At 56.8% G+C, this 25,664-nt stretch carries 23 protein-coding genes; 19 read left to right on the forward strand and 4 right to left on the reverse strand.

From position 1 onward, the window contains the following. Positions 1-8: 8 nt before the first annotated feature. The gene (locus tag QRN55_RS10015; protein ID WP_112961625.1) at positions 9-776 is read right to left on the reverse strand and encodes a GIY-YIG nuclease family protein; all 768 of its coding nucleotides are present in this window, start codon (positions 774-776) and stop codon (positions 9-11) included. A 2-nt stretch (positions 777-778) separates the two neighbouring features. Beyond that, positions 779-1,927, reverse strand: a complete 1,149-nt coding sequence (locus tag QRN55_RS10020; RefSeq protein WP_112961627.1) for a DNA cytosine methyltransferase — start codon at positions 1,925-1,927, stop codon at positions 779-781. Positions 1,928-2,087: 160 nt separating this feature from the next. Here QRN55_RS10020 and QRN55_RS10025 point away from each other — a divergent pair, with 160 nt between their 5' ends. After that, a complete protein-coding gene (locus tag QRN55_RS10025; protein ID WP_112961629.1) occupies positions 2,088-2,756 on the forward strand; it encodes a hypothetical protein in 669 nt (222 codons plus the stop codon). A gap of 833 nt (positions 2,757-3,589) precedes the next feature. Here the strand turns inward: QRN55_RS10025 and QRN55_RS10030 are convergent. Together QRN55_RS10030 and QRN55_RS10035 are read right to left on the reverse strand one after the other, a co-directional pair. Then, positions 3,590-4,495 carry an ImmA/IrrE family metallo-endopeptidase gene (locus tag QRN55_RS10030; RefSeq protein WP_284776565.1) on the reverse strand — a complete coding sequence of 302 codons (906 nt, stop codon included), beginning with the start codon at positions 4,493-4,495 and terminating at the stop codon, positions 3,590-3,592. Continuing rightward, a complete protein-coding gene (locus tag QRN55_RS10035) occupies positions 4,492-4,818 on the reverse strand; it encodes a helix-turn-helix domain-containing protein (protein WP_112961633.1) in 327 nt (108 codons plus the stop codon). Before QRN55_RS10035 ends, QRN55_RS10030 begins: the two co-directional genes overlap by 4 nt. A 183-nt stretch (positions 4,819-5,001) precedes the next feature. Between QRN55_RS10035 and QRN55_RS10040 the strand changes: the two genes are divergently transcribed. The 18 genes from QRN55_RS10040 (at position 5,002) to QRN55_RS10130 (ending at position 25,572) form a co-directional block, all read left to right on the forward strand. Next, complete coding sequence (locus QRN55_RS10040; protein WP_112961837.1) at positions 5,002-6,441, forward strand: SMODS domain-containing nucleotidyltransferase; 1,440 nt, start codon at positions 5,002-5,004, stop codon at positions 6,439-6,441. A gap of 12 nt (positions 6,442-6,453) precedes the next feature. Beyond that, positions 6,454-7,224: a hypothetical protein gene (locus tag QRN55_RS10045; RefSeq protein WP_112961635.1), complete on the forward strand. Its 771-nt coding sequence runs from the start codon at positions 6,454-6,456 to the stop codon at positions 7,222-7,224. Positions 7,225-7,233: 9 nt separating this feature from the next. Then, positions 7,234-8,097 carry a CBASS oligonucleotide cyclase gene (locus QRN55_RS10050; RefSeq protein ID WP_284776566.1) on the forward strand — a complete coding sequence of 288 codons (864 nt, stop codon included), beginning with the start codon at positions 7,234-7,236 and terminating at the stop codon, positions 8,095-8,097. A gap of 173 nt (positions 8,098-8,270) precedes the next feature. Further along, positions 8,271-8,828 carry a hypothetical protein gene (locus QRN55_RS10055; protein ID WP_284776567.1) on the forward strand — a complete coding sequence of 186 codons (558 nt, stop codon included), beginning with the start codon at positions 8,271-8,273 and terminating at the stop codon, positions 8,826-8,828. A 114-nt stretch (positions 8,829-8,942) separates the two neighbouring features. After that, positions 8,943-10,853, forward strand: coding sequence for an AAA family ATPase (locus tag QRN55_RS10060; RefSeq protein ID WP_284776568.1), 1,911 nt, complete (start codon positions 8,943-8,945; stop codon positions 10,851-10,853). Between the two features lie 143 nt (positions 10,854-10,996). After that, positions 10,997-11,440: a hypothetical protein gene (locus QRN55_RS10065; protein WP_284776569.1), complete on the forward strand. Its 444-nt coding sequence runs from the start codon at positions 10,997-10,999 to the stop codon at positions 11,438-11,440. Then, entirely contained in the window at positions 11,437-11,679 is a 243-nt protein-coding gene (locus tag QRN55_RS10070; protein WP_284776570.1) for a hypothetical protein, read from the forward strand. Before QRN55_RS10065 ends, QRN55_RS10070 begins: the two co-directional genes overlap by 4 nt. A 159-nt stretch (positions 11,680-11,838) precedes the next feature. Next, positions 11,839-12,273, forward strand: a complete 435-nt coding sequence (locus QRN55_RS10075; protein WP_350225184.1) for a thermonuclease family protein — start codon at positions 11,839-11,841, stop codon at positions 12,271-12,273. 519 nt (positions 12,274-12,792) lie between these two features. Then, the gene (locus QRN55_RS10080; protein WP_284776572.1) at positions 12,793-13,002 is read left to right on the forward strand and encodes a cold-shock protein; all 210 of its coding nucleotides are present in this window, start codon (positions 12,793-12,795) and stop codon (positions 13,000-13,002) included. A gap of 116 nt (positions 13,003-13,118) precedes the next feature. Next, positions 13,119-13,337, forward strand: a complete 219-nt coding sequence (locus QRN55_RS10085; RefSeq protein ID WP_284776573.1) for a hypothetical protein — start codon at positions 13,119-13,121, stop codon at positions 13,335-13,337. A gap of 3 nt (positions 13,338-13,340) precedes the next feature. Next, complete coding sequence (locus QRN55_RS10090; protein ID WP_284776574.1) at positions 13,341-14,345, forward strand: sensor histidine kinase; 1,005 nt, start codon at positions 13,341-13,343, stop codon at positions 14,343-14,345. 385 nt (positions 14,346-14,730) lie between these two features. Next, a complete protein-coding gene (locus QRN55_RS10095; RefSeq protein WP_284776575.1) occupies positions 14,731-16,131 on the forward strand; it encodes a sensor histidine kinase in 1,401 nt (466 codons plus the stop codon). Next, the gene (locus QRN55_RS10100) at positions 16,131-16,505 is read left to right on the forward strand and encodes a response regulator (protein ID WP_284776576.1); all 375 of its coding nucleotides are present in this window, start codon (positions 16,131-16,133) and stop codon (positions 16,503-16,505) included. The genes QRN55_RS10095 and QRN55_RS10100 overlap by 1 nt, the downstream gene beginning before the upstream one ends. Positions 16,506-16,624: 119 nt before the next feature. Further along, a complete protein-coding gene (locus tag QRN55_RS10105) occupies positions 16,625-18,358 on the forward strand; it encodes a sensor histidine kinase (RefSeq protein WP_284776577.1) in 1,734 nt (577 codons plus the stop codon). Between the two features lie 247 nt (positions 18,359-18,605). Then, entirely contained in the window at positions 18,606-19,325 is a 720-nt protein-coding gene (locus tag QRN55_RS10110; protein WP_284776578.1) for a haloacid dehalogenase type II, read from the forward strand. 799 nt (positions 19,326-20,124) lie between these two features. Beyond that, positions 20,125-20,877 carry an ImuA family protein gene (locus QRN55_RS10120; protein WP_284776580.1) on the forward strand — a complete coding sequence of 251 codons (753 nt, stop codon included), beginning with the start codon at positions 20,125-20,127 and terminating at the stop codon, positions 20,875-20,877. Further along, entirely contained in the window at positions 20,798-22,312 is a 1,515-nt protein-coding gene (locus tag QRN55_RS10125) for a Y-family DNA polymerase (protein ID WP_284776581.1), read from the forward strand. Before QRN55_RS10120 ends, QRN55_RS10125 begins: the two co-directional genes overlap by 80 nt. Then, positions 22,312-25,572, forward strand: coding sequence for an error-prone DNA polymerase (locus QRN55_RS10130; protein WP_284776582.1), 3,261 nt, complete (start codon positions 22,312-22,314; stop codon positions 25,570-25,572). The genes QRN55_RS10125 and QRN55_RS10130 overlap by 1 nt, the downstream gene beginning before the upstream one ends. Positions 25,573-25,664 lie beyond the last annotated feature (92 nt).

Raw genomic sequence — 25,664 nt, forward strand, 5'->3', positions numbered from 1 at the left:
GAACTCGCCTACGAACGCCCGATTACGACGCCCGCGCTGTATTCGCGGTTCTCCCGATACATGATAATGCGACCCGGTAGAGCAGTGGCCTGCCAGCCTGGAGGCAGCACTGATAGCACGGCCTGGAACACCTGCCGAGTGGTCGCAGGCTTCCTCTCGAACGTCGGAACGACGGCGTTTACAAGATCCGCGTTCGGCTTTCTGGCTTTGCCAGCTTCGCCTTCCGCTCTGAGCGTGAACGGTAGCTCAGCGCGGAGAGCTTCAAGGATACGCGCTGCAGATACGCCGCCGTCGGTCTTGATCTCGACAGGGTGATCAAGATCGATGGGGTACTGAGCGTCGAAACCCGCAACCTTGAGTTCGGTAGTGTCCCGATTTCTCCCAGGGTCATTGCTTCCGAAACCGCTGAAGTTCCACCAGACTTCTCCCGAAGTGGCCGCATAGTGCGCGATCAGCAGTTTTTCGAGGTCCATAGCCGTGAAGACGAACACGCGCGCCGCTTTGAACTGCACGTCCGAAGCTTTCAGGTTTTGCCTGTGCTGGATCGTCCACGCGTGCTTCCGCAAACGGCCCCTCAGTCCAGAGGCGGCATCCGTCTTGCCAACGTAGACCACCTTGCCGCCGACGAGAAGCTGGTAGACGCCTTGCTCGTCCGGTACGCGCTGCGTGTGCTCATGAGTGAGAGAAGCCGAATCCATCTTCGCAAACTCATTCACCAAGCTCCGCAGGAGTGCCGATGGAAGATCGAATTCGAACTCGACGTAACCCTCAGACAATCTCAGACTCCTAGCTGCGCGGCAACGCTGCGGCCAACGACAGCAGCCAGCTCTACTGGCACAGCGTTGCCGAGCTGACGCATCGTCTCCGTCCACGAGCCGTGGAACACATAGTCGTCAGGGAAGGTCTGCAAGCGGGCGCTTTCACGGACGGTGAAATAGCGGACCGATCCATCAGGGCGGCGTAGCATGTTCTCGCCACCCGGCACGCCATGGACACCAGCCTTCAAGGTCTTGGCGGGTTCGTGCAGCGGGCTGCCTGTATGACCTGGATATGAACGAGCACCGACCTGGAGGCGGTGATTGTAGTAGATGCCGTCGGTCGAGATCTTTTTCGTGGGATCAGGGAGACCAACGAGAGCGTCTGCGACGGTGCGCCACGGCAGCTCATCCGGCATTGACATGTCTCTGATCCGGGCGTTTGCCGCAAAATCCGTGCGGTCTTTCTTGGGGACGCGATGCCGATCCCAATATTCGCCATTGATTTGATCCCACAGCAAGGATTCGCGGGAATGCGTCTCGTGTGGAAAATGGAAGGCCTTGCCGAGATCTTCGCGAATCCCAACGAAGAAGACGCGCTCGCGCTTCTGCGGTATCCCGAAGTTAGCGGCATTGAGCAACTGGGTGACTACGCGGTAGTTGAGGCCTTCACGGCTGCCACTCGTGTGGTGCTGCTCAAGTCGGGACAGATGGTCTTGCCAGGACTCTTCGCCGCCCTTGATGACCTCGGGGTGCTCGAGCTGAAGGCGGATGTACTCGAAATAGTTTCTGAAGGACGCGCGTGTCAGTCCTTTGACGTTTTCAAAAATGAATGCTTGAGGCTGGGCCTGCCGAACAGCGCGGATTGCTTGCGGGAACATGTCCCGAGCGTCGTCATACGCCGCGTGCTTGCCGCCCATAGAAAAAGGTTGGCACGGCGGCCCTCCGGAGACGAGACCGATCTTGCCCTTGTATTCGGTAAAGTTGACGGCACGCACGTCGCCGTGCTTGACCTTCCAGCCCTTGACGGCTTGCATGCCGAGCTTCTGATTTTCGCGGATAGTATCGACGCAGTAGCTGTCCCACTCGACGACGGCTGCAGGCTTGAATCCCGCAGCATGTAGACCGAGTCCTAGACCACCAGCTCCGGCGAACAACTCGACTGATTTCATAACGAATCCCCGCGCATGCTTTCTAACCGTTCGAAACCCACGGATGTCGGAAGTCAATACTGATTTTGTTTAACGGGTCATTAAGGCTGGGATGGGTCATTGTTTGACTGGGTGCCAGAATAATGGCACCCAGTTGTTATCGAGCGGGGTGGAGACGGTTATGGCTCGGCGAGTTTGGACAACAGAGCAGTTCCAGAAGTGGCTTTCCGCCTCCGGGTTATCGGCTCCGCAGCTTGCCGTCGTTCTCGATGTCTCCGAGCGCACCGCGAAACGCCTCCGTTCCGGTGAAGTCGGGGTCAAAGATTACATGACCGCACGCGCTCAGGAGTGGCTCGGGAATTCCAGAACGACCGTAGGCCGCGATGCCGAGCTGCTTGACGCGTATGCCGGCCAGGCAGACTGGGCCGATCTCTGCGCTGCGTTCCCGAACGCCCATATCACCGGAATGCAGTCGGCCATCGCGAGAGGATGGACATCGGCGAACTCTCATGGGTTCCGGCAGCTCTCACAGCCCGAGCGGATGCCGCAGCCGAAGACGTGGGGCGGCTACGATCTCGAATGGATTCCCGGCGTCGACTTGCGATGGGGTGTCGAAGTCCGGGAGGACACCGACGGACGGCCGTATCGCGTTGCGTCTGCCGAGAGGACATTGCTTGAGCTTGCTGTCAATGAATCCATATTCGGCATGGATGATGTGGAGGAAGCTTTCAAGGGTGCGTTCGATCTTTCTGCTAAGCACCCGGATATGATCTTGCTACGGAGGAAGGTGAAAGAGCGCGGTGAGAAGGCTGCCGACACAGTCTATTACTACGCTCGAAACTTCCTATGAAATCTGCCGGCGCTCGGCGCTAGTGTCGGCGGGATTCGTCCCATGCGACGGGCGACTATCCGTTCTGATCGCTTGCTCGATCACCGAGATAAAAATGTGAGACGCTGGATGCCACAGCCGCGCAGCACCACTCATCCATTACCTGCCACTGAATTGTGAAATTCAACACAATACGGAATGGTGGTCGAACCGAGGCTGGAAACTGGTATAGACCCCGCGTTCCGGCAATAAGTCTGGCTGCCCTGTAGAATTCGTGCATCTTTATGCGCACTTGTGTGGGATTGCGAAGTCTTATGAGTCGTAGTTCGGCTCCAGGGCTGGGGTGGCGGTGACAAGAACGCGGGCTTCCTACGGCCACAACATCGCCTCCATGTCCCACCGCATGCCTTTGATCGCCGTAAATAGGGCCGGTGCTACCGCAGTCGCCATTCGCACAGGAAGACTGCCGTGCCATCTTAGCGAAAGTCACGCCACATTTCGCAGTGATCGTTCCTGCGGTTTCAGGAGGGTCCGGACCGCAAAGCCTCGCATGGATGCTGTTCAGCCATCCCGAATGCCGCACGATCGTCTATTCATCGAACGTCCATCTGCGCGGAGGTGTCGAGACCAAGTGGCCCATAGGGAAGGACCTCCCGGTTTCGGACGTTGTCGAGACAATTCTCGCCGCCGTCCACGATCCAGTGTGGATCTCGAAGGGTGGTGATGACTTGAAGCCGATGTCCTGAGAGCAATATATTTCAAAACCATTTCCACATGGGAAGGTATCGGATCAGCCTGCCGGTGTCTGGTGGCAGTTGCTAGCCAATGGCGCAGAACTCGCCGACAAATTTCTGCTAGGATAGACCGATCTTGAAAAACTGTGTGTACGAATCCTCTACATCGTCTTCAGCCTGATATGCAGGTGCCCGCCCTTCGAAATGCAGCAGTGTCAATTCTAAATCGTACTTGTCGGAACGCATGCACATTTCAACGGTCGTCTCTGGGAACCAAATTCCCGCATTCTGACGTATGCCATCAAGCGATTCCTTGGCGGCGGCTTTCCGGACGGCGAGAGATGCCGCCGGCAATTCAAACGGTTCTCCCTTCGTTCGGAGGAAGCGCCCGGATTTGAAGGCGGCCTCGCTCGGTTTAGCCCACAGAGCGAATCCATCGACCGATGCGATAACCATGGCCCTTGTTGTTGTGTACTCGAGCCATCGCAACGACGCGGCGGTCAGAGATACGCCGTAACGAGAAGCTGCATCGCCCAAGCGTTCCAAGCTGGCGAGTTGATCCGGGGGTATCTGGCGACGGTAATCATCGAGGGGCATTAGAAGGTTCGCGGCGAATTCGTTGGCCTCCTTCTCGATGTCCCTGCCAGCACCGTGCTCGACGGCTTCCTTCGAGCAATAGAAACCGCCGTCGAAGTCTGGATCGGTGTCTACGAGATCGCGGTGCAGCATGAAATGACCGAATTCGTGAGCAATCGTGTAGGCACGCCGCCCTGCGTTCTGTTTCCGATCATACATGATCGCCCAACGTCGGGGCTTGCTATCGCCGGGCACGAGCGCTCCGTCACAGCCAGGAAGATCCTCTGCAACCACATGCTCTATGTGGCTGTCCGGAGCGATCTGCCTTGTATATTCGACGGCAAGCTCTTGAACATCGACCGGACCTTTATCGAACCTGTCCTTTCCGAAGACGGTATTCAACATTAGTGAAATGTTGTTGGCGGTGCCTCGCGGCGACTTCGGTGTCACTCCTTCTTTCCTCCGAGAAGCTTTGCCATGGCGCGGATTTTCTCGCGGGTATCGTCTGGCATTTTGCTGTATTCGCGGAAGAAGGCTTTGTCTTGCGCGTCAGCGAGTGTGACCTCTTCGCGTCCGATCAGATAGTCGGTCGTGACTCCGAGCGCGACGGCGATGGCGGCTAGCTTCTCCGCGGACGGTCGCGGAGGATTCTTGTTCTCCAGCTCCCAGATATAACTTTTCGAGGAGCCAGTCTCTGTTGCAAGCTGATCGAGGGTCAGACCCCTTGCGGTGCGTAGCTCTTTGATTTTTTTGCCGAATGTTGGCTGTGTCATGGCAGAACCGTTCGTTGTTTTTGTTGTTCGGTGTAGACTTACATTAAGGGCCTTGACTCAGGAAAGCAACAACCCCATCTTGTTCGGAGTAGCGATAGTTAATGAAGCCTTATAGCGAACCACTCTCTCGAAAAAGGACGGATGGTTTCCCAGCGGCAGCGCCAAACGAGATTGGAAAGAAGCATGAAGCTTGACAGTGATTTCAAAAATTTTCTGAAGGACACGGTCAACTTGAACCAGACGCGGATCGACCTGCTGACGGCCCGTGTCGACGCGATCAAGGATTTTTTGAAGGCATCCGACTGGGATCCACAGATCCTCCGCTTCATCGAGCAGGGGTCATGGGCCCATGACACGATCATTCGTCCGGTCGACAACGGCGAGTTCGATGCGGACCTGCTCGTGAAGGTGAAGCACGTCGACGGCTGGAGCGCCGCCCAGTACATAAAAGAACTTGGACGCGTCTTCCGAGACAGTAAGCGGTATGGCGAGATGACAGTTGTCTACGATTTCTGTGTCACCATTACGTATGCGGACGACTGCAAGGTCGACATCGCCCCGCTGGTCACTGATCGGGAGTTCCAGGGCACGCTCGAGGTCTGCAACAAGCGCGCCGACGAATTCGAGGAATCCCAGCCGATCGAGTACACGCGCTGGATTAAGGAAAAGAACGGGTACTCGGGCAACAATTCGTTCCGGAAGGCGACGCGCCTGATTAAGTACATCCGCGATATCAAGAAGCGGTTCAGTTGCCAGTCAGTTTTGCTGACGACCCTGATCGGCCACCGGATCAATTGGTGGGACAAGGATTCCACGGATTTCGCTGACACGCCCAGCGCGCTTCAGACGATCATGGGCAGGCTCGACGACTGGCTCCAGGATCATCCGGACAAGCCGAAGGTGGAGAACCCATCCCTGCCTTCACAGGACTTCGCGGATCTGTGGAACGAAACCCAGTACTTGAACTTTCGCAGTTTTGTTCACAAATATCGGACGTGGATCGACGAGGCCATTGATGCCACGAGCCGCGTCGACAGCATCGAGAAATGGCGCAGGGTCTTCGGCGACGAGTTCGCGAAGGGTGAGAACGTAAAGAAGGCCGAGGCCTCGGTTACGGAGCGCGCGCACGTCCTTTTGATGGACACGGCGGCCCATCTCGATGGCCTCGTCGACACCGTCATCGATTACGGGGTCGGGATTCTTCCGTCTATCTTCAACAAGCCACGGCATCAGCAGGCGCCGCCGTGGCAGATGGCGGAGACCGTCTCACGCAATGTCCAGATATTCGCGGAGCACAGCGGCACCAAGGCGAAGGGAAGGGGGCATCGCATCAATTCCGGCGAAGCCCTCTCACCACTTGGCGGGCTCTGGTTCGACGTGCGCGTCAACAAGTTTCAGTCGGTGCCCTCCGACTGCTATGTGCGGTGGCGTATCACCAACACGGGCGCGGCCGCGATGGCCCAGAAATGTGGCAGAGGTGGCTTCGAAAAGCCCACAGACGGAGATCGTCGTTGGGAAGGACTGCAGTACCGTGGCGTTCATATGGCCGAGGCTTTTGTTATCCGGCGATATGATGATCGTGTCGTTGGCCAGAGCGCCCCGTTCTACGTTGTGATCAAATAAGAGGAGAGGCGGATGCCCAAGGTCGATACCGTCGGAAAGAACTATTATGCACCGCTCGCGCTGATGGACACTATTGGAGGCTTGCTGTTTTGGGCAGTCTCCAGTTTGTCCATCGTAACTCTCTTTGTAGACAAGGCGTCATATCCGCAGTTCAACATCGCCCTCCAGATAGTATTTCTGATCGGTGCCATCCTGTTCTTCGTGCATGGCCAGGTTCAGAACATCTATCTCTTCCCGAGGGCGGAGGATGCCAGGCGGCAAGAGGCATTGTCGAACAGCTTCGACGTCGTGCTCACCCACGAGGAGACTGTCGGATACTATAACAACGATCAGACCAATCCTCTCAGGCGGCTTGCGGCAAACTCCATGGAGAGCGTATTCTTCACGCGCAGCATCCTCCGTACGATGCTGCGTTCGCAGCGAATTACGACACTGCTTTACGTTGTGGTGTGGATCGTGGCATTTGCCTATCCATCAACCGACCTCGAGGTCATCGGCGTTGCCGCACAAGCATTATTCAGCGGCGAGGTCGTTGGGCGACTGGTTCGCATGGAATGGCTCCGGATGCGATGTGAGCACCTATTCAATGATTTCAACCGGCTTTTTAATGGCGCGAAGGGAACCAAAAAGGCCATAACGCAGGCCCAGATCATCGAGTTCTTCGCTTACTACGAGACAACCAAATCGACCGCCGCGATCCTTCTCTCCACGAAGATCTTCAATGAGAAGAACCCGTCGCTGACTGCCGAATGGGATCGCGTACGAGACAGATTGGGAATTTGAGGTACATCAATGGCAACGACCATCGCCGGAGCGTTTCAACAATTTAAGGCAAATCTGGAGATTTCCAGCCTGCAGGAGGGCACTACATCGATTCGCCAGCAGAACGTCCGTGAAGCAGTCTCCAGCGACTTTACAGTACTTGATGCCTTCCTGACCGGATCGTATCGCCGCAACACAATGATCGCTCCCCTGAAGAAGGCCGACATCGATGTGTTCGCCGTTCTTGATCCGAAATATTATGCGCCCCAGAACCAGCACTCATTACTAACGTCGGTGATGACCACGCTAAAGAAGAGATACCCGTCAACACCACGAATAAAGCCTGACGGGCAGGCCGTGACAATAACTTTTACCGATTTCGAGGTCGATGTCGTGCCGGGCTTCTACCGGAATGGCGGAGGTTTTCTAATTCCCGACGCCAATTTGAGACGGTGGATACCTACCGATCCGAAGAAGCACGTAGAACTCTGGAGCCAGTCCAACAAGTTTCACAACGGCGCGTTAGTTCCCCTCATCAAAATGATCAAATGCTGGAATCGAGCGAACGGGAACCTGTTCCGATCGTTTCATCTCGAAGTTCTCGTTAGGCACGTCCTGCAGGATATAACCATCAGTGACTACGCCAGCGGTTGCCGGTGGGTATTTGATAAAATGAGGGAAAAGGTCTGGGTAAAGGTCGCGGATCCCGCAGGCTACAGCGACGACGTCGCGTCGTATCTTACAAAAGCTGAAGCGGACAAGATCATCGCCGCTTTGGACAAGGCCTATCGGAAGGCGGCTTCTGCCGAGAGTGATGCGAGTTATGGACTCGTGAGGTCGGCGATCCACAACTGGCGAGAACTCTTCGGTGATTACTTTCCCAGTTACGGCTAGCTGGAATAAATGCGATGACATTTGTGGAAACAATCGTCCTTGACGCCCTCCCGCATGTTCTATATTCGTTCCCGCCCATGAACACCTTCACGCGCCACTCGATACGAATACGCTGACGCACTCCGGGCGTGCCCGGTGCCGCCCAGTCCTGTATTTCGTTTACGAGGGATACCATGAAGAGTGTCTCGCATATTGGCCGCAGGAGCGATGTCGCTCCGCATCTGGCCAGACAACCGACAATTTATCACTCAGAGGCCACGATCAAAAACGTCGGCCCGGCATCGTTTCGCTCCGAGCACGCGAGGGATTACGCCTGCCTGCTTGATGTCGATCCTAACGTGGTCGAGTGGAGAGTAGCCCCGCCGCTGACCCGCGGCGGCTTCGCCGAATACTATCTCGACTTTCTCGTCGTCTTCGAAAGCGGGTCATATCTGGTCGAAGTCGCCTATGAAGAACCGTCGCCGCCGTCGTGGGTCATTCCCGTTATCGAATCCATGGGGCACAGATATCGTCCTGTTGCCATGGAAGAGGTCGATGGTTGCTTCCGCCTGAGGAATGCCAAGGATCTGCTTCGATACGGCCTCTACCGTCCTCCACTCGGCGACAGGATTCGTATTTTGGCAGCAATGGATGAAATGGGATCGCTGACGGTTGCAGAATGTTTGTCGGCCGTCGTTGAGGGACGGCCGATGCCAACGGTGGCTGCGCTGGTCCTGCAAGGATTCCTGTAGATCGATCTCGATAGCGACATGATCCGCCCTGATACCCAGGTCCGCCGGATACGGGGATGAGGACACGCGCCAACGCGCGTCTGCCGTCATCATCTTCAATCCGGGATTACACAAATGAAAAACATTGTTCGCGACAAGGCAGGATTCACGCTGCCGGAATTTCTCGCCTATGCAGGCATCAACCGCGCCATGCGGCCCTACAAGCGCGTTCCGCATTTCGCCATTGGCCTCGTCCTTCCAGAGTGGGAACGCAAGACAAGCTACGTGAAGGCGGCTCTCATGTTCTTCGACCCACAGTCGGACCACCGCTTCCAGGACCAGGTCAAGATCTTCGACGAGGCCAGAGCGGATGAACATATCGAAGCCGTGATGAACATGCTGCAGCATAAGCAGACTGTCATCATTTTCAAATCCGAAGAGGCGATCCCAGAGGATCTTCGCCATGCCTTCGATAAGGTTGTTGTTATCGAGCCACCCGATGTCCGGCAGGTTCAAGGTGTCGTAAAATGGGGATACAAGACTTCCGTCACTGAAAAGCAGGCCGAGGCCCTCATCAGTTGCGACTGGCGACGGCTCAAACTCGCCATGACCTGGGGGCGACCGATGCCTCGCGTTCTTTCCGTCGTTGAGAAGATGGCGCAGGCTGCCGCCGTGCCACGAGCACGGTTCGTGCCTAAGCGAGCAGGGGAGGCGCTGCTCGATGTCAGCCTTGAAGATATGGAGGGCTATGGCGATGCCAAGATCTGGGGTCTCGAACTCGTCAAGGATCTGGATGACTGGCGCGCAGGGACGATCTCATGGGACGATGTCGACAAGGGAGTTTTGCTTTCCGGCCCTCCTGGAACTGGCAAGACCATCTTCGCCAAGGCATTGGCAGCCTCCTGCGGTGCGACCCTTGTCGCCACCTCGTATGCCCAATGGCAGGCGAAGGGCTATCTCAACGATTTCCTCAAGGGCATGCAGAAGAGCTTTCGAGACGCCAAAAATTCGGCACCGGCTATCCTTTTCCTCGACGAGATCGATGCGTTCGGGGTGAGAGATCAAAACTCCGGGAACAATGCTTCCTACGATATCAAGGCGATCAATGGCCTGCTCGAACAGTTGGATGGTCTCGAAGGACGGGAAGGGGTGGTCGTCGTAGCCGCCTCCAATCATCCGGATAACATCGATGCTGCGATCCTGCGTTCAGGGCGCTTGGATAATCACATCAGGATTCCGCTCCCTGATCTCAAGGCTCGAGCTGCGATCTTCCGGATGCATCTGCGTGATGCGTTTGAGGAGCGAGATTGCCATTCCTGCGCCGAGCTTAGCGAAGGTGCCTCCGGTGCCGACATTCAGAAGACTGTAAGGAGCGCCCGTCGACGCGCGCGGAGGCTTCGAAGGCCGATCAAGCTGGCGGACGTGCTCCTGCACCTTTCGGTCCCGGCTCTTATTCCTCCGGAGACGCTGAGGGTGAATGCTATCCACGAGATCGGTCATGCTGTGGTCGGTGTCGTTCTGGGCATGGAACTCGCCAGCGTCGAGATTTCATCGAAGCTCATTGTGACTTCGACACACCAGCCCGTGGGTAAGGCGACATTCTGCCGTCGGCCGTGGGAACGGCGCACGAAGCAGTACTATCTCGATGCCATCGCAATGGGCCTCGGCGGAATGGCGGCGGAACAACTGCTACTAGGATGTCATGATGATGGCGTGGCAGGAGGCCGGGGATCAGACCTCCACGATGCCACCCGAACCGCCGCAATGCTGGAAAGGGCCTATGGCATGGGAGATGGCTTGGCATCGCTGGGAGACATCGCGGACGCGCCCATGATCGACATCACCCGGATGGATAAGAGTGTTCTGCTGCGGGTCGACCGGATTCTGCAGCGACAGCTTGAGCGGGCGACGGGGATTCTGAAACAGCATCGCCCGACGTGCGAGAGGCTCGTGGATGCGCTGGTGGCCGGACTTGAACTATCCGGACAGGAGGTGATGGATGCGCTGGATGTGGGCCTTGGACTTCAAGCCCTTCGTTTGAGATAACCGTAGCGTCGATATCGGTAAACCGCTCCGAATGAGGAGCGGTTTACCGTTCGGCATTCGACTGAACTCTTGCTCCCCCTGAAAGCCTTCGCTATCAACTTCAGCGGGATATTCGTTTTTCTTAATTCAACGAGGGGGATCCAATGAATTCAAGAGCAAAAGCAAAAGCACTCATTGTTGTCAGCGCACTGTGTTTTCCATCCGTACTGATCGCGCAGGGGATCGATGTCAGCTCGTTGAAGATCGCGAGCGTTACAGGACTGAAGGCAGTCGATATCAAGGTGGATCGTCCCTTGGAGCCGAAAGCGACGTACAAGGTCGTTGCTATCGGCAAGGGGCCTGAGGGATCAGTGGTATCGATAAACACGAGGTATTCGGATGCATCCGGCTGGGTCTATACCACGCGCGCCTTCAAGTGTGACACTGGGCGGCTGAAGACCCTTGGCAGCGGCGAGACCGTCGAAGGAATGCTCAAATCGAAGGCCGATCCCTCGTGGGGACAACTGATGGGCGGCTCGTCAGCAACCCAAGTGGCTGAGATAGCGTGCACCCAGATCGGGAAGCGTTTGTCGGGAGTCGCGGGATGAAACAGAAAATCCAGGATGGAGTGCGCAAGGTCGGTGACGCAGTAAAGGCTCGACCTCACGAGACACGTTGGTCGATTATCGGCGTCATCGCAGGTGCCGTCATCGGTCTCATGATAGGCGGTGTTGGCATTGCAGCGATGGGTGGTGCGAGAGGTGTGCCAGCAGCACTGATACTCGCTGTCGTGTTCGGATTTTTCGGAAACCGCTATGGCATCGGCAGGGACCGACCACTCCCGTGATGTATAAAATCTTATGCGGACGATTCCAGTTATCTCAACCTTCAGCATGTATAGCAAAGCGAGACGGAGGGTATCATGTCGTTCGGTAAACTTGTCGCTCTCGCTATGATCGGAGCATTTTCGGCTGGAGCTGGCTACAGCTTCTACGCAGACAAACATATGTCGCCACCGGGCGGAAGCGCTCATACCCAAAACCCATCGGCTGTGCAGGTGGTGAAATCGCCCCCGACACAAAACGTTCCAGGTTTCAGGCCTTATTCCCTTTGCTCAGGATCAACTCGGTCTCACTGTGTCGTTGACGGCGATACGATCTGGCACGAGGGGACGAAGATTCGAATAGCCGACATCGACACACCGGAAGTCGGCGATCCGAAATGTTCATCGGAGGCGGCCCTCGGTGCAAAGGCGACAAAGCGGCTCCTCCAGCTCGTTAACGCTGGACCCTTCCAGATGCAGTCATGGCAAGGTCGTGACGAGGACAAGTACGGTCGCAAGCTCCGGGTGTTCGTGCGGGACGGTCGCAGCTTAGGAGATATTCTTGTCAGCGAAGGTCTGGCGAGGACATGGACTGGCCGTCGGCAGCCATGGTGTTAGCTAATCTTCGATTACGGCGAGGGAGAGCAGACAAAGACTGTGTTGCCGATCAAGCAGATTGCCGCTGCTTTCGTTAGACGGCACTCGGTGCCTCGGTCATCCAGAAAGCCGACGAGAGTGAAAGAAATCGTAAAACTTGTATCACCGCATGCGTCCGCTAAGACTGTGGCTCGGTACGCGTCGATGGTGACGTCATCGACATATTGTACCGCTAGCATGGGATGGGTTTCAACGCGGTCTTGGGGTGTTAGACGTAGTGCAAGAGGCAGTTTCATTAAATGCCCAGACTTTCACCGGACATCGAGCCCTCCGTGCGACGCGAAGAGTCTCAAAACTAAAAGTTGACTCAGGTCATCCTATCTGCTATCAATGGTTTATCGATCTTTTGCTTGCTGAACTTTGGTTACTGCGCGATTAGCACCGCGCCTGAACGAACTTTCCTTCAAAACTATCGCTATCATCGTCGTACGGATTTGATCCGTGCGATCTCACACGTATGCTTTGAAAGGGTTCATCATCATGACCACAGGCACAGTAAAATGGTTTAATTCCACCAAGGGCTTCGGCTTCATTCAGCCAGACAACGGCGGCGCTGATGCGTTCGTCCACATCTCGGCTGTCGAGCGCGCCGGAATGCGCGAAATCGTAGAAGGCCAGAAGCTTGGTTACGATATGGAGCGCGACAACAAGTCGGGCAAAATGTCGGCCTGCAACCTTCAGGCTGCTTAATTTGAACGGCTTCTGCTTTGACCACGGATGTACTGGCACTGCGTGAAGCTAGTTTTTTGAAAGGCCGGACTTAATGTCCGGCCTTTTTCATTTTCAGCCAGATCATTGGAGGACCGATGTCCCAGAGCAAATCTCGCGAACAGGCAGAAGTTGCGTTCAGCAGTCTGCAATCCCAGTTCTTCGCCCGCGGTCACGCCGTCGCAGAAAATGACTACGTCACGAAGTCCCGCGAGGACAAGACATTCCGCCTCAGGGAGGCACGGCTTGCGAAGGAAGAGCAAGATCGTCTCAGCGCCTCAACGAAACCTGCCGTGAAAACCCGGAAGAGGGCATGACTTATGACCAAGGATCATAGCCTCAATCATTCCGACTGGTCGCCAGACGTACTGCGCGAGGCGCTTGAGGCGGCCGGCGTTGCGCTCTGGTCCTGGCAGGTCGACAGCGACGATTTCTTGATGGACCGCCAAGGCTATACCTTATGGGGTGTCACGAACGCAGAACCGCTTTCCTTCGAGTTGCTCTCGGAAAAAATTCATCCCGCAGACCGCGATCGGGTCAGGGCGGCGTTTACTGCAACCAGAGCTGTCGTTGGATCCTACGAAATTGATTTCCGGATCATTCTCGGACCGGATGTTCGCTGGATATCGGCAAGAGGACGTGGGAGCGACGCGGGTATCAAAGATCGGAAGATGACAGGCATATTTCTGGACGTCACCGGAAGAAAAAACGCCGAGGAGAGCCACGAGCTTCTTGCTGGCGAGATGAGCCATCGGGTCAAAAACCTGCTGGCGATCGCAGCCGGACTGACGAAGATCACGTCACGTTCGTCCGCTTCTCTGGAAGATATGACAGCGCAGCTCACCAATCGACTGACGGCGCTGGGTCGTGCTCATGATCTTGTACGCCCATTGCCTCAGGGGCAGGGGAACGCAGCCTTGCTCGGCGACATCTTCACGGTTTTGCTGGCACCGTATGATGATGAGGGCGCATTCGCCGGTCGGATTAGGGTAGCAGTTCCTCGACTGGGTGTCGGAGAGAACGCAGCCACGGGCTTGGCTCTGATTGTTCACGAGCTGGCGACGAACGCCATGAAGTATGGGTCGTTGTCTGTGCCTGAGGGTACGCTGGACGTGTCGGGAACGATCAGCGGCGACGTTGTTGAAGTCCAATGGACGGAACGCGGCGGACCCAAGGTCCAGAAACCTGATGGTCCTGGCGGCTACGGGAGCAAGCTCCTTCACAGGACACTGGCAGGTCACCTAGGCGGAACGCTGGAGCACGACTGGTCAGAAGAAGGACTGATCGTCACTCTCCAGATCGACGGAAAGCGTCTATCCTCTTGATTTGCTGTATCCTCTACGATTCCTTGATTGGGTGTACCATCGTATCAAGATCATGCAGCTTCGCAATGAACTCGACTGACGGGTAGGGGTTTCCGATGGCGGCGTATCGAACGGAGATACCAGTCTTCTTGCTGCGGCCGCTACCCCACTCAGATGTGGATGTGTGGAGAAACGAGCGCAAACGGCGGTATGGTCGAGTTTGTTCCGTCCGTCGAAGCAATTTTCGCGGTTGATGTTGAACCTTTTCGCATTTTTCGAGTTAGGCTGTCCAGGAGTTGATCTATCGGATGCCGCGCCACTGGTCTCGACGGATTGATCAGTTTGGTTTCTGCGGCTGCTGGTGCATCTGCGCTGCCTTCCTAGGCGGAATGGGGTAGACGAGCAGTTGAAAGTAACGACCACGCAGATAGACTACGCAGCGATCCTCATGGGTATGCCGCAACCCTACTTGGTTCTTGATGTTGACCTGGTGATCGTGGGAGCATCAGACGCCTATCTGGCGCTTACACAGCGGACCCGAGACGACATCGTCGGTCGGAACATCCTTGAGGCATTCCCTGAGAACCCTGATGAAGTGGGCACCGTCGAGCAGGGCCCGCTTGAAGTCTCACTCAGACACGTTATCGCCTCCGGAAAACCGCACGAGATGGCGGTCATCCAGTACGACATCCCGCAACCAGGTGGCGGCTTCGTTCAGAAATTCTGGACACCGGTGCATACACCGGTCATCGGGCAGGACGGGGCCATCCAATACATCATTCAAAACCCCATGGATGTCACCGAGAGCGTCGTCAAACAACGTGAGGCCGATGCGCGGTTGCGCGTAGCTTTACACGCTGCAGATCTTGCGTCATGGGAGTATGAGCCTGAGACCGATATCTGGCGCCGGAGCCACGCGGTCGATGTGATGTTTGGTTTTTCCCCAGGGGGCGGCGGGCCAGTTGCCGAGCCGTTTTTCGCAAGAATGCTACCTGAGGACCTCGAGCGTGTTCAGGGCGTTGTATCAAGTGCTATCGACAGTCCTGATCAGACCTTGATGAACTTCGACTACAGGATTCTTCTTCCCGACGGCGACATCCGATACATTGCATCACGCGGTGAGGTGCTCAGGACATCGACCGGAAAGGTCAGGATGATCGGCGTTATGATGGACGTGACGGCCGACCGCAAAAGAGAGGAAGATCTATCCAGCGCTCTCAAAGCCCTCGAGCAGTTGCTTTCCGAAGTCAATCACCGTGTGAAGAACAGTCTCCAACTTGTCGTTAGCACGCTTCGTCTGCAGGCGAGGCGCCTTGAAGACCCCGTCGCGATGGAGGCGTTCGACCAAGCCATCTCTAGGGTTAGGGCGATCATCTCAGTTCATGAACGGCTTTACCGATCAGAAAACTCTCTGAGCGTAGACATGGTCGATCACATCAGCAGGCTTTGCCTGGATATTGCTGCATCACCGAAGGCACGACAGATCACTGTCGAAGCCGATGCGCTGTCGTTGCCGACTGAGCGGGCTATTCCCCTGTCGGTTATCCTCAACGAGTTACTCAGTGCGCAAATCAGGAGCGCATCGAAGGTCGATGGCCCTGTTATCGTATCGCTTCGTGAGGTTTCCGATGGACTGATGGAACTGGAAATTCGCGAGCCGGACGCGAGCCGCGGTCCACAAGTCCTGTCCGACTTGTCGTTCAGGCTGGTTAAGAGCATGGCTACGCAGATCGACGGAGATTTTTATTACCATCCACAGACAGCCGAGCAAAAAGTTGCGGTGACCTTTCCCAAGGATCGCAACTGATGCCTCTACGTATCATGATAGTCGAAGATGAAATGCTTCTGGCTATGGATCTTGAGGATATGCTCCTCGACGCGGGCTACGACGTTGTCGGTCAGGCATCGTACATGCAGCAGGCCATCGATCTCGCCGAACAGAACAGCGGCGAGATCGACGTTGCCATCATGGATGTCAATCTTGCTCGGGGGACGAACGGTGTCGACACAGCAGCGGCCCTGCGAGAGCGATGGAATATCCCATCACTGTTCGTCAGCGGAAATCTTGACGATCGCACACGCGAAGCCGCGCTTCCTCTCAGGCCGCTCGGTTTTGTTGGCAAACCCTACTCGGAAAGAGAGGTGCTCGGTTCACTCGGACAGCTCGCCATCGGCCCCTGAAAACGGCTAGCGATGCACTCCATCGGAAAGTCCTTCAAAGAACTTTTACTATGCAAAAATAGCACGTTGTGCGAAAATGTACGCTGAAAAAACGGCACGTGCCGGAAAGGCAGTGGCCTATGGATCAACAGACCAGACCCTCGACGCCCATCGCAGCACTTTCCAAAGCGCTCGCGAAGATCGCGCGCGCCCGGACTACAGAGTCTGCAATCCAAACCCTCCGTGATACCGCGCGGTCGGTTGTTGGGTGTGAGGGCATTGCGATCATATTGAGAGATGGCGACCTCTGCCACTATGTTGAAGAGGATGCTATCGGCCCCTTGTGGAAGGGTCAGAAGTTTCCAGCAGTTGCCTGTGTCAGTGGATGGTCCATGATAAACAAGGCAACGGCTGTGATACCGGACATCGCGCAGGACGACCGGATTCCGTATGAGCTCTATGCTGGCACGTTTGTGAAGGCGATGGTCATGGCACCGGTTCGGTCGGAGGATCCGATTGGCGCAGTCGGTGCCTATTGGTCTCAGCCATACACGCCCACGGACTGGGAAGTAGAAGTTCTCGAAGCACTCGCCGAAGCTACAGCCGCCGCCTTGGATAATGCAGCTCTCGTCGGCTCCGTGACCGCAGCCCGCTCACTTTCGGTGTCTGACCAGAGCGGGCGGTTGGGCGACAACTTCCTCTACGATATGGAGCGTATTTCCGGCATCGCCGCCGTGCCGACCATGCTTGATGTCGTGTTGCGGATGACGGGTATGGGTTTCGCCGCAGTTGCCCGCGTAACAGAGAACCGCTGGGTCGCATGTCAGGTTCTCGATCCACTCGGTTTCGGCCTCAAGCCTGGCGACGAGCTTCCAATTGAAAGCACTCTCTGCAACGAGATCCGGGACCATCGACAAACCATCGTCTTCGATGATGCCGCGGAAGATCCAGATTATCGAGATCATCACACCCCTCGGATATACGGCCTGCGAAGCTACATATCCGAGCCGATCATCCTTGGGAACGGCGCCTTCTGGGGAACGCTGTGTGCTATCGATCCCCATCCGGCAAAGGTCAAAAGCCCTGAGGTCCTTGGTGCGTTCAAGCTTTTTGCCGAATTGATCGCCTATCATCTTGATGCTGGAACACGTCTTGAAACCACCAGCGCCGCCCTGGAACAGGAAAGGGAACTGGCCGAGCTGCGAGAGCAGTTCATTGCTGTTCTCGGACACGATCTGCGCAACCCGATAGCTGCGATAGATGCGGGCACATCCCGCCTGCTAAAAGAGGGATGGACTGAACGAAGCCCTGTGATCCTCAAGCTCATGAAGACCAGTCTTTCCCGGATGTCCGGTCTCGTGGAGAACGTGATGGACCTCGCGCGGGCTCGTATGGGCGGCGGGATAGCTCTCTCCATGTCTCTGGACGATCTTGCTGAAACAATTCAGAACGTTGTCGATGAGGTCGTAGTGGCAAATCCTGGGCGACAGATCGTTGCGTCGATCAACATCACAAACGCGGTCGCAGTCGACCATCTCCGAATAGCGCAGATGGTTTCCAATCTCGTCGCCAACGCTGTCACGCACGGCGCAGACGACAAGCCTATCGAAATCAGAGCACAGTCGGCCGACGATGAACTCGAAATTTCCGTCACCAATGGCGGCGAGCCCATCGAGGCATCTCAGATCGACAAGCTCTTCCTGCCTTTCAGACGAGGTGAGGGGAAGTCGGGCGCGCAGGGCCTTGGCCTCGGCCTGTATATCGCTTCTCAGATCGCCCGGGCTCACGGGGGGCGGATCGATGTTCATTCCGATCCAACCAGGACCTGCTTTGCTTTCAGAATGCCGATTTCTGCGGCCCCAACGGATATGTGAGGCAGTGGAATTGTTTGCACCAGCCGCGCTTCCAAATGGCTGACAAGTCCCGTGCATATGAACTGGACCAGTGACAATCACATCTCAGAAGTTGAAAACTTGTGCAGCCTGTGACCTACGTCCATGCATGCAAGGCAAATTGAAAAACATGTTTTCGTTCAAAGCCTGACCGGAGGAACCCGCAAATAAGCCGGGAGTTAAAGATACCCCGTCAAAGACAAATTTACGCCCAGCACAAAGGCCAGTCATGCCCCAGCAGAAGTTCCCGCTCGATCCTCGTCCGAAGATTATTACCTTCGATTGCTACGGCACGCTGGTGCAATGGTACGAGGTTCTTCTACAAGAAATCGATGTTGTCCTGCAGGCGCACGACGTTGCAGACAAGAGCGCGTCGTCCATCCTTGACAGTTTCTCTTCCCAAGGACGCGCGCTTACGGCCGAAAAGCCTCAATTGCTGTATAAGGACGTTCTTCGCATCGGTTTCGCGAACGCGTTTCAGGAACATGGCGTGGAACTGAGCGAGGAAGAGATCGAGCATGTCGCTAGAGCTCCGATGGCGATGGGGCCTCACCCCGAGGTGCCGGATGCGCTCCGCCGCTTGAAAGAGCATTATAAATTAGCGATCTTCACCAACTCCGACAACGATCTGATCGCCCCCACAGTGAATTCCATTGGCGTACCTTTCGATTATGTCATCACCGCCGAGCAAGCTGGATCCTACAAGCCTTCCCGAGAGATGTTCGAATATGCGTATCGGCGGATGGGGGTCACGCCGGACGAGACCGTTCATGTCGCCATGGGGATATACTGGGACATGAAGGCTCGCCACGAATTGGGATTGCGCGGTGTCTGGGTTAACCGTCGCGGAGAAAAGGGCAATCCAGAGTGGCTTCCTTACGTTGAGGTGTCCGACCTAAACGGGGCGGCCGACTTGCTTCTCAATGAGGTCGATGGCACGCGGGTGTGACGGCCTAGCCTGCGTATGAAAATCATTTGCGATATCCAGACCGCCACGATGTGTTGGGAACTTTCATGATCGTTCTTGGTTAGATTTGTGAGATTGCGGTGTGTCAATCGGACACGACGGAGATGGTGAATGCAGCGGTTTTTCCGATTTCTCGCTGCAGGCAACGAAACGCCAGACGAGCGCCCAACCTGTCCACCGCTTTCTCGCTTTGGGTTCTCAAAGTAGGTCCCCAAGTCTTGTCGCTTAGCCACTTTTGCGATCTCCGACGTCTTCCAGGCATGGGAAACGCGTTGCACAGTGATCGCCGTTTGGATGGCAAAGGCGCTCGCATCCCATCGCCAGCCGTCGTCTCAATCGTGAAAAGCTAACCCCGGCTCCGAACTGTTCGACCAGTGTCTTTCGCTCCAGTAGGTCATGACGACCACACGGTGCACATGCGATCTCGATCATTGGTAGACGGCAATCCTTCAGCATCGGTCCGCCTTCGTTATCGGGCTTTGGTCGTCTTCTTCGCATCCCGTTTCCCTGTGCCCTGCGTCACCCAGTCTAGTGGACCGGCATCAGATCGATGTCCGCGCTGGAGGTCGCAAAAATATTTACGTCAGAACGCCTGAGACGGAATCTCCGCTACCATTATGATTCAACTCGGTGAATCTTCAGCCTTGCTAATGCTAGGAGTAGATTCCTGATTTTAGGGCGTCTTGACGCCGCCGACGATAGGGAACAGAAGAAGAACAATCAAGTTCTGGCGACATGATGTTGCACCTTTTCACTGCGATTTCGGAAGGATTCGTAATCGATGGCGGCTGTTCGCGATCAAGTCCTGGCTGACCTGCGCGACCGCATCTCTTCTATCCAAGGAGAGGGCGCGAAGAAGACGGGCTGTCTTCCTTTCGGTGTCGAAGCGATTGATGGAATCCTTCCGGGCGGGGGCTTGGCTCATGGAGCACTCCATGAATTCGCGGGAGGTGGTTCTGGCACTGTCGATGGCGCCGCGGCTGCTCTCTTTGCCGCCGGGATCGCCGCTCGTACGAAGGGGCCGATAGTCTGGTGCCTGACGCGGCCTGACCTTTTCTTCCCGGCGCTCGCTCAGGCTGGATTGCATCCGCGTAGGGTTATCTTCGTCGAGAGCGACAAGGAAGAGGATGTCGCTGCCAATATGGAAGAGGCGCTTTCTTACGGCGGCTGTGGCGCGGTCGTCGGCGAGATGGTTCGGTTGCCAATGGTCGTAAGCCGTCGGCTCCAACTTGTGGCCGAGCGAACGGGGACAATTGCCTTGGCAGTGCGCCGTTGGCGAAGGCAGACCGAGGCCAACGACTTCGGTCAGCCAACGGCATCGACCACGAGGTGGCGGGTGAGTGTGATGCCGTCCGAAGAGCTTCCGGTACCGGGAGTAGGGAGGCCGAGATGGTTTCTGGAACTGATGAGATCACGCGCTGGCGAGTGCAAAGAGTTCTGCGTAGGAGCATGTGATGGCAAGGGTCGTATCCATATTTCTTCCGGATCTGGCTACGGACAGGATCAGACGCGACGATCCCACCATACCGGCTGAGCAGCCGATCGCTGTGATTGCGCATAGCGGATCCAAGAGGTGGGTCGCGTCTGCCGACGGGGCTGCGCAGAAGATCGGTGTCCGCGTCGGCATGGCCGCGGCGAAGGCTCAGGCGATCTTCTGCGGGCTGATGCTCGTCGATGCAGATCCCGCCGCCGATGCCGCCGCCCTGGATCGCATCGCGCTGTGGGCTCTTGGTCACTATTCCCCGATCGTCGCCGTTGACGGCATCGATGGCCTCGTCCTCGACACCGAGGGTGCCGATCACCTGCAGGGCGGAGAGGCCAAAATGATCAGCGGCATCGTGAATACATTTCATTCGAGGAAGCTGTCTGCGAAGGTGGCCATCGCGGATACGTGGGGAGCAGCGCACGCATGCGTCCGAGCCATCAACCGGGATACCGTCAACGTTCCCCGCGGCGAGATCGTGCGAGCGGTTGAGAAGCTGCCGATCTCATTGCTTCGGCTCCCGGAGAAGGTTGTCCAAGACCTCCGTGTCCTTGGCTTTCATTCCATAGGCGAGCTGTCGAATACGCCGAGAGCACCGCTGGCGCTCCGTTTCGGACCAGAGGTCGGCCGCCGCCTCGACCAATTGTTCGGTCGCGCTGGAGAACCGATCGATCCGATCCGCACTGCCGATCTCGTCGAGGTCTCCAGATCGTTTCAGGAACCGATAGGCGCGGCCGACACCATCAACAAATATGTCGGTCGACTCGTCGTCCAGCTCGTCGCCGAACTCGAAAAACGCGGCCTCGGCGCGCGCCGGACGGATCTCATCGTGCATCGCGTCGACAACACCCTCCAGGCGATCCGTGCAGGGACCGCGAAGCCAGCACGGGATGTTGCGTGGCTCACAAAACTGTTCAGGGATCGCACAGAGCAGATCGATCCCGGTTTCGGCATCGAGAAACTCGTCCTCGTTGCCGTGTCGGCGGAACCGCTGCAGGAGGAGCAAAAGGCCTCGTCTCTCGTCGAGGAAGAGATAACCGACCTCACACCATTGATCGACATCTTCAGCAATCGTGGCGGTCAGCGCGTTTATCGGGTGGCACCCGTGGCCTCGGATGTTCCCGAGCGGAGCGTGCAGCAGATCTCCGCGGTCGCCGAAGACGTTGCCGATAGCTGGGTGGGGCACTGGCGCAGACCGACCAGATTGTTCGCACGACCAGAACAGATTCAGGCGATCGCACTCATGCCAGACTATCCACCCGCCAGCATAACTTGGCGCGGAAAACGCCACCGCGTGAAGCGAGCCGACGGCCCGGAACGCATATTCGGTGAGTGGTGGAAACGCCCGACCGAGCTCGAGGCGGTGCGAGATTACTTCGTCATCGAAAACGACGACGGCGAGCGGTTCTGGATCTTCCGCTCTGGGGACGGGATCGATCCGGAAACGGGTTCGCACCGATGGTTTATGCACGGGATCTTTGCCTGATGAAATATGCTGAACTCCAGGTCACGACACATTTCAGCTTCCTGCGAGGCGCATCGTCCGCGCAGGAGTTGTTCGCGACGGCGAAAGAACTCGGCATCGAAGCCATCGGTTTGGTGGACCGCAACAGCCTGGCGGGGATCGTACGCGCGTTGGAAGCTTCCCGCGAAACCGGGATTCGTCTGGTCGTAGGCTGTCGGCTCGATCTGCAGGACGGCATGTCGGTGCTCGTCTATCCGACGGACAAGGCAGCGTACTCCCGGCTCACCCGACTGATTACCGTCGGCAAGGGCCGGGGCGGCAAGAACAACTGCATCCTTCATATTGATGATCTCGCCCTCTATGCCGAGGGCCTGATCGGCATTCTCGTGCCTGATCTCGCAGACGATGTCTGTGCTGTGCAGCTCCGCAAGATGAACGAGATCTTCGGTAGGCGCGCCTATCTTTCGCTCAGTCTTAGGCGGCGACCCAACGACCAGATGCGACTCCACGAGCTTTCGAACCTTGCGACGAAGTTCAAAGTGAAAACGGTCGTCACCAACGATGTTCTCTTCCATGAGCCGTCCAGAAGACAGCTTCAGGACATCGTCGTTTGTATCCGCACGACTACGACTATCGACGACGTGGGCTTTGACAGAGAACGGCATGCCGACCGCTATCTCAAGCCTCCAGAGGAGATGAAGCGGTTGTTCCCGCGTTACCCGGAAGCGCTGGCACGGACGATGGAAATCGTGAACCAATGCACATTCAGCTTGGAGGAACTGACATACGAATATCCCGAGGAAGCGCTGATCGACGGAATGGATGCGCAACAGTCGCTGGAGCACTGTGTCCGCGAGTGCATTCCCGACCGATATCCGGAGGGTCTGCCACAAAGCGTGCTGCGGACGGTCAAGCACGAACTCGATCTCATCAAGGAGATGGATTACGCGCCGTACTTCCTGACCGTCTACAGCATCGTTCGTTTCGCGCGCGAGCAGGGCATACTCTGTCAGGGCCGAGGTTCTGCCGCGAATTCGGCGATCTGCTACATCCTCGGCATCACCTCTATCGACCCGGAAACCAACGACCTGCTGTTCGAACGCTTCGTCAGCAAGGAGCGTAACGAGCCGCCGGACATCGATGTCGACTTCGAACACCAGCGCCGTGAAGAAGTCATCCAGTGGATCTACAAGACTTATGGCCGCGACCGGGCTGCTCTCGTCTGCACTGTCACACGTTATCGAGCCAAGGGCGCAATCAAGGATGTCGGCAAGGCGATGGGGCTGCCGGAGGACGTGACCAAGGCGCTTTCGTCAGGCCTGTGGTCGTGGTCCGAAGAGATCACCGAACGCAACGTTCGCGAGCTGAACCTCAATCCTGACGACTACCGTCTCGTGATGACGTTGCGGCTCGCTAGGGAACTCATGGGTGCTCCTCGGCACCTCGGCCAGCATGTTGGCGGCTTCATCCTGACGCGCTCACGCCTCGATGATCTCGTTCCGATCGAGCCGGCGGCGATGGAAGATCGGCAGGTCATCGAGTGGGACAAGGACGATGTCGAAGCATTGAAGATGATGAAGGTCGACGTGCTGGCGCTCGGCATGCTGACCTGCATGCAGAAAGCCTTCAACTTGATCCGGGAGCACAAACACGAGGATCTCGATCTCGCGAAGGTCCGGCAGGAAGATGGTCCGACATACGCGATGATCCGCAAAGCCGATACTCTCGGCACATTCCAGGTCGAAAGCAGGGCGCAGATGGCGATGCTGCCAAGGCTCAAGCCCAGAACGTTTTACGATCTCGTCGTCCAGGTTGCCATCGTTAGGCCAGGCCCCATACAAGGCGATATGGTGCATCCATACCTTCGCCGCCGCGAGGGCAAGGAACCCGTCGAATACCCGACACCCGAGCTGGAGGCAGTGCTTGGCAAGACGCTGGGCGTGCCGCTGTTTCAGGAGAGCGCGATGAGGGTCGCCATGGTTTGCGCCGGGTTCACGGGCGGGGAGGCGGACCAGCTTCGCAAGTCGATGGCGACTTTCAAATTCACTGGCGGCGTGAGTCGGTTCAAGGACAAGCTCGTCTCCGGAATGGTGAAGAACGGGTACACGCCGGAATTTGCCGAGAAGACCTTCTCGCAGCTCGAAGGCTTCGGCAGCTACGGCTTCCCGGAAAGCCATGCTGCATCGTTCGCGCTCATCGCTTATGCGAGCTGTTTCATTAAATGCCACTACCCGGATGCCTTCGCCGCGGCGCTCATGAATTCGCTTCCGATGGGCTTTTACGCTCCCGCCCAAATCATCGGCGACGCGCAGAAGCATGGTGTCGAAGTCCGTCCGATCTCCGTTCAACATTCACGCTGGGACTGCACGCTGGAAGCCATCCCCGGCACCGACCGACATGCCGTCCGGCTTGGCATGCGACAGGTCGCCGGGCTAGCTGTCCGAGATGCCGCCAGAATTGTCGCCGCAAGGATCGAACGTCCGTTCGAGAGCGTCGATGATGTGTGGCGACGATCGGAAGTCCCGTCAGAGGCACTCGTCGAGCTTGCGGAGGCGGATGCTTTCCGACCTGCGTTCAATATCGAGCGTCGTGATGCATTGTGGGCCATCAAAGCATTGCGAGACGAACCGCTTCCATTGTTCGTAGCGGCAGCAGAGCGGGAGATGAAGACGGTCGCCGAGCAGCAGGAACCTGAAGTCGAACTCAGGCAGATGACCGAGGGCCACAACGTGGTGGAGGACTATCAGCACGTTGGCCTGACGCTTCGAGCGCACCCATCGTCATTCCTGCGCCTAGATCTGACCGCACGCCGCATTGTCACTTGCGCGGATGCGATGAATGCCCGCGACAAGAGCTGGCTCTGCGTTGCCGGGCTTGTGCTCGTCCGGCAGAAACCCGGCTCGGCGAAGGGTGTCATGTTCATCACGATCGAGGATGAGACCGGGCCTGCGAACATCGTGGTCTGGCCGTCGCTGTTCGAAAAGCGGCGGCGCATCGTGCTCGGAGCGTCGATGATGGCGATACAGGGCAAGATTCAGAGAGAGGGTGATGTCGTTCATCTGATCGCGCGGCAGCTCTATGACCTTTCTGCTGATCTATCGTCTCTGTCGGATCGAGATGCGGAGTTCCGGAATCCGAGTGGTCGTGGTGATGAGTTCGCGCACGGATCGCATGGAGGCGGGGATGCGAGGGATCGTCCAAAGCCGAACAAGGTTCGTGACATCTTCATCCCGGATTTGCACATCGATAGTCTCAAGGTGAAGAGCCGGAATTTCCAGTAGTCTAAAAGGCCAGTAATCCGCGACGGAATAGGTGCAACGTGTGGCGGATGAACTTCTGCGTCTATCACCATGTCGACCCTTGATCTGCAAAA

The organism is Agrobacterium sp. lyk4-40-TYG-31, from assembly GCF_030209855.1.
Classification (GTDB): Bacteria; Pseudomonadota; Alphaproteobacteria; order Rhizobiales; family Rhizobiaceae; genus Agrobacterium; species Agrobacterium vaccinii.

Excerpts from the sequence above, each read along its gene's own strand:
- QRN55_RS10065 (WP_284776569.1), top strand. The coding sequence starts at position 10,997 with ATGAATTCAAGAGCAAAAGCAAAAGCACTCATTGTTGTCAGCGCACTG.
- QRN55_RS10025 (WP_112961629.1), top strand. The coding sequence starts at position 2,088 with ATGGCTCGGCGAGTTTGGACAACAGAGCAGTTCCAGAAGTGGCTTTCC.
- QRN55_RS10085 (WP_284776573.1), top strand. The coding sequence starts at position 13,119 with ATGTCCCAGAGCAAATCTCGCGAACAGGCAGAAGTTGCGTTCAGCAGT.
- QRN55_RS10055 (WP_284776567.1), top strand. The coding sequence starts at position 8,271 with ATGAAGAGTGTCTCGCATATTGGCCGCAGGAGCGATGTCGCTCCGCAT.
- QRN55_RS10090 (WP_284776574.1), top strand. The coding sequence starts at position 13,341 with ATGACCAAGGATCATAGCCTCAATCATTCCGACTGGTCGCCAGACGTA.
- QRN55_RS10020 (WP_112961627.1), bottom strand. The coding sequence starts at position 1,927 with ATGAAATCAGTCGAGTTGTTCGCCGGAGCTGGTGGTCTAGGACTCGGT.
- QRN55_RS10045 (WP_112961635.1), top strand. The coding sequence starts at position 6,454 with ATGCCCAAGGTCGATACCGTCGGAAAGAACTATTATGCACCGCTCGCG.
- QRN55_RS10070 (WP_284776570.1), top strand. The coding sequence starts at position 11,437 with ATGAAACAGAAAATCCAGGATGGAGTGCGCAAGGTCGGTGACGCAGTA.
- QRN55_RS10080 (WP_284776572.1), top strand. The coding sequence starts at position 12,793 with ATGACCACAGGCACAGTAAAATGGTTTAATTCCACCAAGGGCTTCGGC.
- QRN55_RS10035 (WP_112961633.1), bottom strand. The coding sequence starts at position 4,818 with ATGACACAGCCAACATTCGGCAAAAAAATCAAAGAGCTACGCACCGCA.
- QRN55_RS10100 (WP_284776576.1), top strand. The coding sequence starts at position 16,131 with ATGCCTCTACGTATCATGATAGTCGAAGATGAAATGCTTCTGGCTATG.
- QRN55_RS10125 (WP_284776581.1), top strand. The coding sequence starts at position 20,798 with ATGGCAAGGGTCGTATCCATATTTCTTCCGGATCTGGCTACGGACAGG.
- QRN55_RS10050 (WP_284776566.1), top strand. The coding sequence starts at position 7,234 with ATGGCAACGACCATCGCCGGAGCGTTTCAACAATTTAAGGCAAATCTG.
- QRN55_RS10075 (WP_350225184.1), top strand. The coding sequence starts at position 11,839 with ATGTCGCCACCGGGCGGAAGCGCTCATACCCAAAACCCATCGGCTGTG.
- QRN55_RS10105 (WP_284776577.1), top strand. The coding sequence starts at position 16,625 with ATGGATCAACAGACCAGACCCTCGACGCCCATCGCAGCACTTTCCAAA.
- QRN55_RS10040 (WP_112961837.1), top strand. The coding sequence starts at position 5,002 with ATGAAGCTTGACAGTGATTTCAAAAATTTTCTGAAGGACACGGTCAAC.
- QRN55_RS10130 (WP_284776582.1), top strand. The coding sequence starts at position 22,312 with ATGAAATATGCTGAACTCCAGGTCACGACACATTTCAGCTTCCTGCGA.
- QRN55_RS10110 (WP_284776578.1), top strand. The coding sequence starts at position 18,606 with ATGCCCCAGCAGAAGTTCCCGCTCGATCCTCGTCCGAAGATTATTACC.
- QRN55_RS10120 (WP_284776580.1), top strand. The coding sequence starts at position 20,125 with ATGGCGGCTGTTCGCGATCAAGTCCTGGCTGACCTGCGCGACCGCATC.
- QRN55_RS10060 (WP_284776568.1), top strand. The coding sequence starts at position 8,943 with ATGAAAAACATTGTTCGCGACAAGGCAGGATTCACGCTGCCGGAATTT.